Source organism: Microbacterium sp. LWH11-1.2 (genome assembly GCF_038397745.1).
GTDB lineage: Bacteria > Actinomycetota > Actinomycetes > Actinomycetales > Microbacteriaceae > Microbacterium.
Genome location: NZ_CP151636.1, coordinates 275,483 through 288,868 on the forward strand (window position 1 = coordinate 275,483; position 13,386 = coordinate 288,868).

The following is a 13,386-nucleotide window of genomic DNA, read 5'->3' on the forward strand; positions in this document are numbered from 1 at the left end:
CGGCAATTCTGATCCACGCTGCACCTCGCCGAGCAGGTCAGAGCTCGCGCCAGACCCGCACATCCCAGGGGGCGAGCACGACGTCGTGGCCCACCGCGTGCACGACGCCATCGATCACGGATGCCACGGCGCGGGAGAGCCGGATCTCCCGGGGCTCGCCGGACCAGTTGTGCAGCACCCAAACGCGACCTCGCGCGCCGCTGAGGGAGTGCACCGTCACCGGCAGCGGCCGATCGATGACGAGACCGGATGCCGGATCGGCACCCGCTGCTCCCGCGATCACGGCTGCGAGAGAGCCTCGATCGGGCAGCGTCCCGACGACCGTGATCTCGCCTTCGCCGACCGGCCTCCGGGTGACGGCCGCCCATCGACCGTAGTGCGGATGCCGGTACCCGAGCAGCACCTCCGCCTCCCCCGGTTCCAGCGCGTCGATCCAGCCGTGCGCCTCGCCGACGACGGTGCCGTCGCGTTCGAGCGGGACCGGCGTCGGGGGCGCCGCGAACTCGCGATTCGCGACACCGGCGAGAGGCCCGAGGACCGCCGGTGCCGTGACCGACCGCATCCGCCCCTGGTCGTCGGCGTATCCGGTGCGCGGACCGACGACGAGACGACCGCCGAGCCGTGCATACTCGGCGAGGATCTCGAGTGTGCGATCGGATGCCGCGACGAGCCCGGCCACGATCAGGGTCGGATACCGCGACAGCAGCTCTGCGGCATCCGTCACCTGCCGCTCGTTCACGTACCCGACCTGCAGGCCCGCGTCGATCGCGGCACGGCCGAAGGCACCGACGATCCGCGCATAGGACCCGCGGTCTGGAGCCCCGCCGGACGGGGACAGCGGCGGCTCGAAGGTCATCATCCACTCGCTGTCGCGCGCGTACACGATGCCGATGTCGGCATCCGGTACGGCATCCGCCAGCCATTCCGACGCGGCGGCGAACTGCCGCCCGATCGCGGCGATCTCGTCGTACACCCGGCCCGGCCGGAGGTCGTGCCCGAGGATGCCGCCCCAGTGCACCTCCGCGCCCGAATGCAGGGTGTGCCAGTGCCAGGAGGAGACGAGGCGCGCGCCCCGCGCGACGAGCAGCCACGCGGCCTGCGCGAGCTGGCCGTCGTAGGGAGGTCTCGTCAGCGACGCCGCGCCGATCGACGCCGCGCCGGTCTCGGTGACGAGGAAGGACGCCTGCTTCGTCGCGCGCATCCGATCGGCGCTGAGGATCAGCTGCGGCACGTCATCGGCATACCACTGGCCGCCGGCACCCTCGCGCTCGTAGTCGAGCGAGTCCTGCGCGAGGTAGTACGCGTTGCCGCTGGCGATGTCGAGGTGCTCGCCGACGGCGACGTCGTCCATGGCCGGCCGCTGGTACGCGATGCAGGTGGTGAGCACGGTGTCTTCCGCGACGTACTCGCGCGCGATCCCGGCCTGCCAGCCGATGAACTCGGCGGTGAGCTCGGCCTGGAAGCGGCGCCAGGCGAGGTCGTACGCCGGGGTCGTGTTGCCTGCCGGAGCCCACAGCTCGTCCCACGCGGAGATCCGATGCGACCAGTAGGCCAGCCCCCATTCGCGATTGAGGGTCTCGACGTCGCGATACCGCTCCGCGACCCAGCGGCGGAAGCGCTCGACCACGTGCGCGTTGTGGATGAGGTGCAGGCCCGCCTCGTTATCGAGCTGCACCCCGATGACGGCCGGGTGCCGGCCGTAGCGTCCGAGCACCGCACGGATCACACGCTCGGCGTACCCGCGGAAGACCTCGGATGCGAAGTCCACCTCCTGCCGGCCGCCCCACGGCACGGAAGACCCGTCCTTGCGGACGACCGCGAGCTCGGGATGCCGGTGACTGAGCCACGGCGGCACGGCGTAGGTCGGGGTGCCGAGGATCACATCGATCCCGTGCTCCGCCGCGCCGTCGAGGACGCGCGCCAGCCACTCGAGGTCGAACTCCCCGTCGCGCGGCTCCCAGGTCGACCAGACCGACTCCCCGACCCGGATGCAGGTGATCCCCGCCTCGACCATGAGTCGGAGATCCGTCGACAGCCGGGCAGGGTCGGGCAGGTACTCGTTGTAGTACGCCGTGCCGAGCCGCGGGCCCTCCGCCCATGCGGACCGGCCACGCGACGTGGTCCCGGGCACCGCTCAGGCCTCGACGCGGGTGATGCGGAGTGCGACCCGCTTCCCCGCGGGCAGATCCACCGGCGCGGAGGCACGATCGAAGGCCTCGTTGCGTGTGACCTCCGTGAGCGTGAACCGACGCCCGACCGGGGTGACGGTCATGCTCCAGGTGTCGATGACGTCGACCTCGAAGACATCGCCGACTACCGGGCTCTCGCCGGGCTGCCCGACCGGGATCCGGAACGACCACGACGCCGGGGCGGAGCGCCCGAGATACTGCACGTACTGCTGTCGATGCCAGCCCGCGACATATGCGGGGTCGTCCCATTTGTCGATCGGATCGAGCCCCGGCACGACGAGGTCGTCGAGGATGCCGCGCAGGAACGCGATCCGCGCCGGGGACTCGCCGCGCAGCACGCCGCCCTCGACCATGTGCAGACTGCCGCTCTCGGTGCGGAAGCTCTCGCCGTGCGAGGCATAGCAGCCCGCCACGGTCGTGATCCAGAAACGGTGGACGAGCTCCGGGCCGTCGAGGTGCCCCCAGCGGTCGGGGATATCGCCCTCGTACTTGATCTCGTCGAGGACGACCGGCTTCTTCCAGACCTCTCGATAGAGGTTGGCTCGACCGAAGTCCTCCGTCGCCGATCCGTTCTGGATCGAGGCGTGGGTCACCCAGGGCTGGTTGTTGTCGTAGATCTCGATCCAGTTGTGGATCGAGCGCAGGTGATCGTGGGGGTCGACCGAGGCGAGGAGCGCCCCGACCCGGTCCCACCGATCGTCCGCCCGCTCGAGCTGGTCGAACTCGTTGCACAGCGACCACCACACGTGCGCGTACCCCGACAGCCGCGCGACGAGGTACCGCAGGTAGACGGCATCCTCCTCCTCGCTCAGCGCGTCGAGTCCGAACTGGCCGCGGTCGTATGCGTCGAAGATGAGCACGTCGGCCTGGATGCCGCGCGCGCCGAGTATCTCGACGGCACGGTCGAGGCGCTGGAAGAACTCCGGCACCGGGCGGCCGACGTCCCAGCGACCCTCGATCTTCTCGAACGGCATCAGCGCGGGAACGTGCTCGATGTAGCCGCCGCCCTGCGGGAAGACCATGAACCGCAGCTTGTTGAAGCCGATCTCGGCGATGTCCTCGACCGTCTGCGTGAACAGCGGCTCCTCCTGGTGCAGCCAGTTGTAGGCGGTCGTCCCCACCGGGCGGTAGGGCGTGCCGTCGGCGTGTGCGAAGTGGAAGCGGTGCGCGACCCGCACCGGGCCGTGCGCGGTGCGCGGCCCGACGTCGAAGCTGCCGCTCGTTCGGTCGAGCGCGGTCCGCGCCCCCTCGACCTCCCACGTCCAGGTGCCCTCGGTCTCGGGGCCGATGCGCACGCGATACGTCGTCCCACCGTCCCAGAACGCGGGGACCACGAGCTCATCCCCGCCGTTGCGCAGGCGCACCGAGAAGGGCGGCTCTGCACCGATCGGCAGACGATCCGCGCCCTCGAAGGCGAGCTCGACGGTGTCGTACCTGGGGAACATCATCATCCTCCTGCGTCGGCGGCCACCCGTCGTCGGGCGTCGATGATCTCCAGTTTTGCATAATCCTTGCTCTATGAATCTCTATTCAAAGCGAATCTGCGAGAATATACTTTCATCAGCGAATCTCCATCCGTTCCCGCTGAAGCAGGAGGACCACCGTGTCGTCGACCCCCTTCGCCGCCCCCGTCGACGGCCAGCTGCGCCTGCTCACCAAGGTGGCGCGAATGTACCACGAACGCGGCATCCGCCAGTCGGAGATCGCCGCAGCCCTCAGCATCTCCCAGGCCAAGGTCTCCCGTCTGCTCAAGCGCGCGGAGACCGCGGGGATCGTGCGCACCATCGTCACGGTCGCTCCCGGCGTGCACGCCGAGCTCGAGGAGCGCCTCGAGCTCGGGTACGGGATCTCCGAGGCGGTCATCGTCGACGTGGAGCCGGATGCCGACGAGGCCGAGCTGCTCGCCGCCATCGGCGCCGGAGCCGCCGGCTACCTCGAGGCGTCGCTGTCGGGCGCCGACCGGATCGGCGTCTCCTCGTGGAGTCGTTCCGTGCTCGCGATGACCGACCGCATGCGCCCCCTTCCGACGCGAGGGGCGACGGAGGTCGTGCAGCTGCTGGGCGGCACAGGTGCCCCCGAGGTGCAGAGCCACTCGCACCGACTGCTCAGCTCGCTCGCGCGGATGCTCGGCGCCGACCCCGTCTACGTGCAGGCCCCGGGCATCGTGGCGGACCCCGCCGTGCGCGACAGCCTGCTCAAGGACCCGTCGATGCAGGAGACCATGCGCCACTGGGAGTCGCTGACGATGACCATCATGGGCATCGGCAGCATCGACCCATCCGATGTGCTGTCCACGAGCGGGAACGCGTTCGCCGATGACGAGCGTGCTCAGCTGCTCGCCGAGGGCGCCGTGGGCGACATCTGCCACCATGTCTTCCGTGTCGACGGATCACCGGTGACCGGCGAGATCGACGACCGCGTGATCGCCATCCCGGTCGACAAGCTCCTGCGCATCCCGCGGCGCGTGGGGATCGCCGGCGGCGAGCGCAAGCTCGACGCCATCCGGGGCGCGATCGCCGGCGGCTGGGTGACGGCCCTGGTGACCGACCTGCACACGGCCGAGCGCCTCGCCGAGACGATCTGACGGTCGTCGCCGGGCGCCGAGACTACAGCGCCGCGACCGCCTCGCTCAGACGTCGGATGCCGGGGTCGAGGCTCGTGAGCACGCGGGCCGTCACGTCGACGCCCTGCGCCGCGCTGGCCATCGACGCCTGCGCGAGCACGACGACGTCGGCACCCGCCGCCAGACGCTCGATCGCGGCGCCGACCAGCCGGTCGTGCGTGGCCCTGTCGCCGCCGGCGACGGCCTCGAAGGCCCCGGCGACGACCTCGCTGACGAACTCCGGTGCGCGTCCTGCGAGTTCCGCGCGCTCGCGGAGCAGGGCGAGCGTCGGGGTGAGGGTCGTCGGGAGAGTCGCCAGGACGGCGATCCGCTCCCCCGCGGCGACCGCGTCGTCGGCCATGGCCTCGTCGATCCGCAGCACGGGGATGCCCACGGCATCCGCCGTCGGACCGGCCAGGTGGGAGATCGACGAGCACGTGAACATGACGACATCCGCCCCGCCGGCGCGCGCCGCCTGTGCCAGGTCGATCAGGCGCTCCGGCACGGATGCCGCCCGCTCGGGGTCTCCGAGGTCGGCGACGATCTTGTCGTCGAGGTAGTTCACGGTCGTGGCCCCGGCGAGGTGCTCGCGCGCGAGGTCGGCGACGGGCGGGATCACGACGGCTCCGGTGTGGATGAAGGCGACGCGCGGGGCGGAGGAGGTCATCGGATCATCCTTTCAGGGCACCGCCGGCCATGCCGGCCATGATCTTCTTGTTGAGCGCCAGGAACACGATCATCAGGACGACGATGTTGAGGCTCACGGCCGCGAACAGCGGACCGTACTGCGTGGAGCCGTACTCGTCGCTCAGACTGAGCAGGCCGACCTGGATCGTCGCGAGTTCCGGCTTCGTGGTGAACGTCAGCGCGATCAGGAGGTCGTTCCAGACGCTGAAGAACTGCACGAGACCGACGGTGAGGATGGCGTTCTTCATCATCGGCATGCCGATCAGGAAGAACGACCGCAGCGGACCCGATCCGTCGACGGTCGCGGCCTCGAAGATCTCCCGCGGGACGGCACGGAAGTACGTCGCCATGAGGAACGTCGTCAGCGGCAGCCCCATCACGGTGTAGGTGATGATCATCGGCAGCATGGTGTTCGTGAGGCCGAGTCGGAAGTAGACGATGAACAGCGGGACGAGGATCATCTGCCCCGGCACCATGATGCCCGCGAGCACGTAGAGCAGGACCGCGTTGCGGCCCTTCCAGATCATGACCTCGAGCGCGTACCCGGCGGCGACGCCGATGAAGACGATCAGCAGGACCGACGGGATCGTCACGATGATGCTGTTGAGGTAGTTGCGGGCGACATCGCCGTTCGTGAGGGCGGCGACGTAGTTGTCGAACTGCCAGGTCTTCGGCAGTGAGAGCGCGGGGTCGGAGAGGAACTCCGACTGCGTCTTGAAGGAGCCGAGCAGCATCCAGACCTGCGGATAGAGCACGACCACCATGAGGAGCGCGACCAGGATCCAGACCGGGATGCGGCGGACGGCGCGCATCGCGGCGCGGCGGCCCTGACCCGGGCGGGGCCGCTGCACCGTGGGGGTGGCGACGGTGGGCTGTGTCTGCGTCTGCAGCGTCGTCATGATCAGACCTCCGCCTTGCGTCGCTGCGATCGGAAGATCGCGAGGGTGAAGACCAGGCACAGGATCGTGAGCACGAGGGCGATGGTCGAGCCGTATCCGTACTCGGCGTACTCGAACGCCGTGCGGTACATGTACAGGGTCAGCGGGGCCGTCGATGTGCCGGGCTGGCCGTTGTTCAGCGCCAGGAGGCTGTCGAAGACCTTGAGCGTCGAGTTCAGGCTGAAGATGATCGACGACAGCAGGATCGGGAGGGACAGCGGCAGGATGATGTTCTTCACCAGTCGCAGGCCGTTCGCGCCGTCGAGCCGCGCCGACTCGATGATCTCCTCGGGGATGTCGAGCAGGCCGGCGTAGAGCAGCACCGCGTAGAAGCCCATCGAGCTCCAGAGCGTCATGACGATCGCCGTCGACATCGTGCCCGCCGTCGACGCGAGCACCTCGACGCTCTCACCGCCGAAGAAGTTGATGATGTCGTTGACCGGCCCCTGGTTGTCTCCCACCGCCACGAAGCTCTTGAAGAGCAGCGCCACCGCGACCGTGGGGAGGATGGCCGGGAAGAACACGATCGTGCGCACGAGGGACGAGCCCTTGCGCAGCACGAAGACGTAGAGGAGCGCGAGCCCGTATCCGAGGGCGACCTGGCCGATCGTCGCGACGATGGCGAAGAACACGCTGACGCCGAGGGACTGCAGCGCGGCCTTGTCGGTGAAGAACGTCGTGAAGTTCTCGATGCCGACCCAGTCGAAGCCGCGCAGGGTGTTCCCCTCGAAGAACGACAGGCCGAACGACCACAGCACCGGCACGATCTTCAGCAGCGTGTACAGCAGAAGGGCGGGGCCGAGGAGGATGAAGATCGTCTTGCGATCTCCGAAGATCGAGTTCATTCGCTCGGTCCTTTCTCGGAAGAAGCCGACTCCTCACCTGTGCGGCGAGGAGTCGGCTTCAGGTCAGCGGTTGGCGTCGATGCTGTCCTGCAGCGCCGCCATGTAGTCCTCCGGAGACATCTGACCGGTGGTGAGGAGGGTGCCGTTGGTGGACGCGAGCGAGTTGCTCTTCGGGTCCATCAAGGCCTCGAACCACAGTACGGTCTCGTCGATGCCGGCGATGCGCTCCTGGATGTCGAGCGTGTTCGGGCTGATGTCGCTGACCTCGCCGTTCACCGCGAAGCCCGAGATCGAGCCGGTGTCCTGGAGGGCCTGCTGGCCGTAGTTCTCGGAGATGCAGGCGACCCAGTCCTTGACCTTCGGGCCGAACTGCCCGGCGTCGATGATCATCGGCGCTCCGGCGTTCGCCGGGTACTGGTCGATCGAGCCCTTGCCGCCGTCGACCGCGGGGAACGGCATGAAGCCGACGTTCTCGCCGCCGATCTGGTTGCGCTCCGGGTCGTTGATGGCGCTCAGCAGCCAGGTGCCGTCGTAGGCCATGCCGGCCTTGCCGGTCAGGAACAGGTTCGACGTGGCATCGGGGTCGCGGGTCGAGAAGCCCTCGCCGAAGTAGCCCTTCTCCGCGTACGCGGCGAGCGCCTCGGCGCCGGCGACGTACTCCGGGTCGGTCAGCTTCGCGTCTCCGTCGGCGACGGCCTGCATCGCCTCGGGACCGACGTTGCGGAAGATGTACATGCCCAGCAGACGCGTGAGCGGGAAGCCCGCGGCACCGGCCTGGGCCATCGCCGTGTAGCCCGCGTCCTGCAGCTCCTGCGAGACCTCGGCGAGCTCGTCCCAGGTCTTCGGCTCCTCGAGGCCGAGCTCTTCGAAGATCTGCTTGTTGTAGAAGATGCCCTCGATGTTGTACTGGTACGGCAGCGAGACGAAGCCGCCGTAGACCTGCTCGACGGTGGATGCCGCGGCGGGGAGCACGTTGTCCCACGCGTCCTTCTCCTCCAGCGCCGCCTTCAGGTCGCCGACCAGACCGGCGGCGCCGAGGTCGCCGTCGGGGCGGATGAGCGCCGTACCGGCGATCGTGTGGGTCGGGAGGGCGTTCTGACTGGCCAGCAGCGTGATGCGCTGCACGGTGTCGGCCTGCGCGATCTTCTGGTGCTCGATGGGGAGCGCCTCGTTCTCGGCCTTGCACTGGTCGGCGGCGAGGGCGTCGAGCGTCGGGCCGATGACCGTGTTCTCGTTCGCCGTCATGACCGTGAAGGCCTCGGGGTCGGTGCCGCCGTCGGACGAGCCACCACCACCGCCGCCGTTGTCACCGGAGCCGCCGCATGCCGCGAGGGGCAGCGCCGCGGCGACGACGATTCCGAGCGCGAGCCACTTGCGGCCGCGGGTGCTGTGGATGTTCATGACGTCCTCCTTGACGAAGTGCAGGGCGATGCGGGTACGACACGAGAATAGAATCGTTTCAACGGTGTGTCAACAATCAGTATTGAAAATATATTCACATCGACCCCGATTCCGCGCTAGCATGCATGATCATGCAGTCCTGTGATCTCTTGCACGGCGTGGGACCTGACTGCGGGAACTGATGGCAGCAGCCTCGGAAGGAACACGTCATGTCGACGACGAAGACTCTGCGCGAAACGGGCCCTCTGCGGCCGCTCGGCGCGGAGAGCGCCCGCTGGACCCATGGCTTCTGGGGCGGCATCCACGCTCGCACCCGTGACGTCACGGTCCCGCAGATCTGGTCGTCGCTCAGCGACCCGGCGGTGAGCCCGGGACTGGCGAACTTCCGCATCGCGGCGGGTCTCGAAGAGGGCGAGCACCTCGGCCCCTCCTTCATGGACGGCGACTTCTACAAGTGGCTGGAGGCGGCCATCGCCAGCCTCGAGACCGACCCGGACGACGAGCTCGCCCGGCGCATCGAGGACATCGCCGCGCTGATCGCCTCGGTGCAGCGCCCCGACGGCTACCTCCACACTCCGACCATCATCGCGGACCGCAACGACGTCGATGTCGCCGCCCTCGCCGACCGTTTCCACTTCGAGACCTACAACCTCGGCCACCTGATCACCGCGGGTGTGCGGCACCACGAGGTCACCGGATCCGACACGCTGCTCGACGCGGCACGCAAGGCCGCCGGCTTCCTCGAGGACCTCGCCACGAACAAGCCCCTGGAGCTCGCCCGCAGCGCCATCTGCCCCTCGCACTACATGGCCGTCATCGAGCTCTACCGGGTGACCCACGAGGAGCGCTACCTGCGTCTCGCCGAGGCGTTCGTCCGCGTGCGCGACGACTTCGAGGGCGGCGACGACAACCAGGACCGCGTGCCGATCCGCGATCAGACGGTCGTCGCCGGGCACGCCGTCCGCGCCAACTACCTCTACGCGGGCCTCGCCGACCTGGTGATCGAGACCGGAGACGCGGAGCTGGAGGGCGTGCTGGAGCGGCTCTGGCAGGACGTGGTCGACACCAAGCTCTACATCACCGGCGGATGCGGCGCCCTCTACGACGGCGCCTCGCCGGACGCCTCCCCGTGGCAGCGCGACATCAGCCGCGTGCACCAGGCGTACGGCCGCGCCTACCAGCTCCCCCACACCACCGCCCACAACGAATCGTGCGCCAACATCGGCATGATCTTCTGGAGCGAGCGGATGCTCGCCCTCACCGGCGATGCGAAGTACGCGGATGTGATCGAGCAGGTCGCGTACAACAGCCTGCTGGCGAGCATCAGCCTGGGCGGCTCCGAGTACTTCTACACGAACGCCCTGCGCCAGGTCCGCGACCTCCCCTATCCGCTGCGCCGTCCGGGCGACACCGCGATCCACCCGACTCCGCCGCCACCGCCCTCCGACGAGCGGCTGCGCGAGGGCTATCTCGCCTGCTTCTGCTGCCCGCCGAACATCGCCCGCACGCTCGCGCGGTTCCATGAGCGCGCCGCCGCCCTCGGTGACGACGGCCTGTACGTGCACCAGTACGGCGGCAGCGAGCTGACCGTGTCGACGGACGACGGCCGGTCGCTCGCCCTCCGCGAGGACAGCGACTACCCCTGGAGCGAGACGCTCACGTTCACCGTGACCGCGGCATCCGGCGGCGGCCTCCCCCTGCACCTGCGCATCCCCGGCTGGAGCGAGGGGGCGACGGCGACCGTCAACGGTGTCGAGGTCGAGGTGTCGGCACCGGGCACCTACACCCGGATCGACCGCGCCTGGACAGCGGGCGACGTGGTCGTGCTGACGCTGCCGATGCCGGTGCGGATCCTGCGGGGTCACCGGCTCGCCGAGGAGACGGCCAACCAGGTCGCGGTGCGACGCGGGCCGGTGGTCTACGCCCTGGAGAGCGCCGATCTGCCCGACGGCGTCGTGCTCGAGCAGGCCGCGCTCCGGCGCGGGATCGAACTGACCCCGGTGCCGACCGAGATCGACGGCCACCGCGTCGTCGCCCTCGACACCGAGATCGCCGTGCTGCCGACCACGGCGGAGGACTCGCTCTACGACCTGATCGGCGACGCCGAGGTCACCACGGCTCCCGCCCGGCTCGTGCCGTACTACACGTGGGGCAACCGGGGCGCGGGCGAGATGTCCGTGTGGCTCCCCCTGGTGTGGTGACACGCATGAGCACGCACCACGTCATCGCGACGTATGTCATCGAGACCTCTCTTCCGCTGCAGCACGCGGCCGAGGTGCTGGCCGGCGAGCAGTCCACCGGCACGTTCGTCCGCGTGCAGCGGGAGTCCGACGACCTCCGGGCCCGGTTCGCCGCCCAGGTCGAGTCCCTTCAGGAGATCCCTCTCACCGGATCCTCCCCGCTGCCCGGCGCGGTCGGCGATCCCGCGGGGCGGCGCAGGGCCGTGCTGCGGCTGCGCTTCCCGCTCGACAACTTCGGGCCGTCGCTCCCGAACCTGCTCGCGGCCGTCGCCGGAAACCTCTTCGAGATCAAGGAGCTCTCCGCGGTGCGCCTGATCGACCTCGATCTGCCTGCCGCCTTCGCGGAGCGCTACCACGGCCCCCGCTTCGGCGTGGAGGGCACGCGTCGGCTGATGGGTGCATCCGACGGCGCGATGATCGGCACGATCATCAAGCCCAGTATCGGACTCGCCCCGACCGAGCTCGCCGAAGTCGTCGGAGAGCTCGCCGAGGCGGGCATCGACTTCATCAAGGACGACGAGCTGCAGGGGAACGGTCCGTCCTCGCCGCTGTCCGCACGCGTGGCCGCGGTCATGCCGGTGCTGCACCGATACGCCGACCGCACCGGCCGCATGCCGATGTACGCGTTCAACATCACCGACGACATCTCACGCCTCGAGGCGAACCACGATCTGGTGGTCGCCGCCGGCGGCACCTGCGTCATGGCGTGCGTCAACCTCGTCGGCCTCACGGGTCTCGAGTTCCTCAGCGCGCACACGGCGGTCCCCATCCACGGGCACCGCACGATGTTCGGGGCGATCGGCCGGTCGGAGCAGGTCGGGATAGGCTTTCGCGCGTGGCAGAAGATCGCCCGCCTCTCGGGTGCGGATCATCTGCACACCAACGGCATCAGCAACAAGTTCTATGAGACGGACGACGAGGTGCTCGACTCCATCGCCGCGGTCCGCGAACCGCTTCTGGGCATCGCCCCGACCGTTCCCGTGCTCTCGAGCGGCCAGTGGGGCGGGCTCGCGCACGCCACGTACCGCGCGGTCGGCACGACGGATCTGCTGGTCCTCGCCGGCGGCGGCATCCACGGCCACCCCGACGGCGCGGCGGCCGGCGTGAGCAGCATGCGCGACGCCTGGGCATCCGCCGCGAGGGGCGAGTCGGCGCAGGAGGCCGTCGAGCGGTCCGGCGCCCTGCGGCGGGCGACCGAGGTGTTCGGCCCCGTCCGTGTCTGAGATCCGCGCGGCGTTCTACGGCGACGACTTCACCGGGAGCGTCGACGCGCTGCTGCAGTTCGCGCGGCGCGGATGGTCGGGCCGACTCTTCACCACGCTCCCGACGCCCGCAGCGCTGCACGCGGCTGCGCGCGAGGTCGACGTGGTCGGGATCGCGGGCATCGCGCGTTCGCTCCCGCCGGAGCGGATGGATGCCGAGGTCACCCCCGCGCTTCAGGCGCTGGTCGCGACCGGCGCTCCGATCGTGCAGTACAAGGCCTGCTCCACCGCGGACTCCGCGCCGGAGGTGGGCAGCCTCGGACGCGTGATCGAGATCGGGCGCGAGATCGTCGCACCGCGCCCGGTGCCGATGCTGTTCGCCCAGCCGGACTTCGGGCGCTTCACCCTGTTCGGCACGCACTTCGCGTCGGAGAACGGCGTCGTCCATCGTCTCGACCGCCAGCCGACCATGTCGACCCACCCGTCGACCCCGATGACCGAGGCCGACCTGGCGATCCACATCGGCCGGCAGACCGCCCTGCCCGTGGGAGCCCTGCCGCTGACCGCGTACGCGGACCTCGCCCAGCGCCTGCGCGACGCAGACGTGGCCGGAGTCGTGCTGGATGCCGTGACCGACGCCGACCTCGTCACTGTCGGCACCGCCCTGCGCGACCTCTCCGCACCCGTGTTCGCGATCGGCTCCGGCGGTCTCTCGCAGGGCATCGCCGCAGCCGCCCCCGGCATGAGCGCGGCGGTTCCCGTCGCGACGCCCGCCGCGGGAGCGGTGCTGGTCGTCTCGGGCAGCCGCTCGCCGCAGACGCGCCGTCAGGCCGAGGCCGCCGCGGCGGCCGGGTGGCTGGTGCGGCCGCTGCCCCTCGACCTCGCCGGCGCCGCCGAGGCCGCCCAGGATGCCGTGGCTGCGCTCACGTCCGGCCGCGGGGTGGTCTTCACGTCCGCCGACGCCGAGGTGTCGGCGGTCGGCGACCGTCCGATCCTCGAGGCGATCGCGGAGGCATCGGCGATCATCGTCCATGCCGCTGCACAGGCGCGGGCCTCCCGCCGCGTGATCGTGTGCGGCGGTGACACGTCCAGTCGCATCACTCGATTGCTCGGCATCGAGGCGCTCTCCATCGCCGCGAATCCGTGGGGCAATGTCGTGCTGCTGCGGCCGCACGCCGCGGACCCCGCGATCGACCGGCTGGAACTGCTGCTCAAGGGCGGCCAGGTCGGTGCCGACACGCTGTTCCTCGACGTGGCCGCGCTCGACGGCTGAGCCCGAAGG

At 69.7% G+C, this 13,386-nt stretch carries 10 protein-coding genes; 4 read left to right on the forward strand and 6 right to left on the reverse strand.

Features of this window, described 5'->3' with window-relative positions; all coding sequences use genetic code 11:
- Positions 1 to 37 precede the first annotated feature (37 nt).
- Together MRBLWH11_RS01295 and MRBLWH11_RS01300 are read right to left on the reverse strand one after the other, a co-directional pair.
- Complete coding sequence (locus MRBLWH11_RS01295; RefSeq protein WP_341946414.1) at positions 38 to 2,131, reverse strand: beta-galactosidase; 2,094 nt, start codon at positions 2,129 to 2,131, stop codon at positions 38 to 40.
- A 3-nt stretch (positions 2,132 to 2,134) separates the two neighbouring features.
- Positions 2,135 to 3,637: a DUF4038 domain-containing protein gene (locus MRBLWH11_RS01300; RefSeq protein ID WP_341946415.1), complete on the reverse strand. Its 1,503-nt coding sequence runs from the start codon at positions 3,635 to 3,637 to the stop codon at positions 2,135 to 2,137.
- A gap of 155 nt (positions 3,638 to 3,792) precedes the next feature.
- On the opposite strand from MRBLWH11_RS01300, the gene MRBLWH11_RS01305 reads away from it, so the two are divergent.
- Positions 3,793 to 4,773: a sugar-binding domain-containing protein gene (locus MRBLWH11_RS01305; protein ID WP_116634249.1), complete on the forward strand. Its 981-nt coding sequence runs from the start codon at positions 3,793 to 3,795 to the stop codon at positions 4,771 to 4,773.
- 22 nt (positions 4,774 to 4,795) lie between these two features.
- Here MRBLWH11_RS01305 and MRBLWH11_RS01310 read toward each other — a convergent pair whose 3' ends face one another.
- From MRBLWH11_RS01310 to MRBLWH11_RS01325, 4 genes are all read right to left on the reverse strand, one after another.
- Positions 4,796 to 5,458, reverse strand: a complete 663-nt coding sequence (locus tag MRBLWH11_RS01310) for an aspartate/glutamate racemase family protein (protein WP_341946416.1) — start codon at positions 5,456 to 5,458, stop codon at positions 4,796 to 4,798.
- 4 nt (positions 5,459 to 5,462) lie between these two features.
- Positions 5,463 to 6,377, reverse strand: coding sequence for a carbohydrate ABC transporter permease (locus MRBLWH11_RS01315; protein ID WP_116634247.1), 915 nt, complete (start codon positions 6,375 to 6,377; stop codon positions 5,463 to 5,465).
- 2 nt (positions 6,378 to 6,379) lie between these two features.
- Positions 6,380 to 7,261: a sugar ABC transporter permease gene (locus MRBLWH11_RS01320; RefSeq protein WP_116634246.1), complete on the reverse strand. Its 882-nt coding sequence runs from the start codon at positions 7,259 to 7,261 to the stop codon at positions 6,380 to 6,382.
- A 63-nt stretch (positions 7,262 to 7,324) separates the two neighbouring features.
- Positions 7,325 to 8,662: an extracellular solute-binding protein gene (locus MRBLWH11_RS01325; protein ID WP_116634245.1), complete on the reverse strand. Its 1,338-nt coding sequence runs from the start codon at positions 8,660 to 8,662 to the stop codon at positions 7,325 to 7,327.
- Positions 8,663 to 8,871: 209 nt separating this feature from the next.
- On the opposite strand from MRBLWH11_RS01325, the gene MRBLWH11_RS01330 reads away from it, so the two are divergent.
- From MRBLWH11_RS01330 to MRBLWH11_RS01340, 3 genes are read left to right on the forward strand one after another with little or no spacing between them, the layout of a single operon-like run.
- Entirely contained in the window at positions 8,872 to 10,863 is a 1,992-nt protein-coding gene (locus MRBLWH11_RS01330) for a beta-L-arabinofuranosidase domain-containing protein (protein ID WP_341946417.1), read from the forward strand.
- A gap of 5 nt (positions 10,864 to 10,868) precedes the next feature.
- Entirely contained in the window at positions 10,869 to 12,125 is a 1,257-nt protein-coding gene (locus tag MRBLWH11_RS01335) for a RuBisCO large subunit C-terminal-like domain-containing protein (RefSeq protein ID WP_341946418.1), read from the forward strand.
- Positions 12,118 to 13,377: a four-carbon acid sugar kinase family protein gene (locus MRBLWH11_RS01340; RefSeq protein ID WP_341946419.1), complete on the forward strand. Its 1,260-nt coding sequence runs from the start codon at positions 12,118 to 12,120 to the stop codon at positions 13,375 to 13,377. The genes MRBLWH11_RS01335 and MRBLWH11_RS01340 overlap by 8 nt, the downstream gene beginning before the upstream one ends.
- Positions 13,378 to 13,386 lie beyond the last annotated feature (9 nt).

What these genes read in the sequence shown, in the direction of transcription:
- MRBLWH11_RS01300 (WP_341946415.1), bottom strand. Translation starts at nt 3,637, where the DNA reads ATGATGTTCCCCAGGTACGACACCGTCGAGCTCGCCTTCGAGGGCGCG.
- MRBLWH11_RS01310 (WP_341946416.1), bottom strand. Translation starts at nt 5,458, where the DNA reads ATGACCTCCTCCGCCCCGCGCGTCGCCTTCATCCACACCGGAGCCGTC.
- MRBLWH11_RS01315 (WP_116634247.1), bottom strand. Translation starts at nt 6,377, where the DNA reads ATGACGACGCTGCAGACGCAGACACAGCCCACCGTCGCCACCCCCACG.
- MRBLWH11_RS01320 (WP_116634246.1), bottom strand. Translation starts at nt 7,261, where the DNA reads ATGAACTCGATCTTCGGAGATCGCAAGACGATCTTCATCCTCCTCGGC.
- MRBLWH11_RS01325 (WP_116634245.1), bottom strand. Translation starts at nt 8,662, where the DNA reads ATGAACATCCACAGCACCCGCGGCCGCAAGTGGCTCGCGCTCGGAATC.
- MRBLWH11_RS01330 (WP_341946417.1), top strand. Translation starts at nt 8,872, where the DNA reads ATGTCGACGACGAAGACTCTGCGCGAAACGGGCCCTCTGCGGCCGCTC.
- MRBLWH11_RS01335 (WP_341946418.1), top strand. Translation starts at nt 10,869, where the DNA reads ATGAGCACGCACCACGTCATCGCGACGTATGTCATCGAGACCTCTCTT.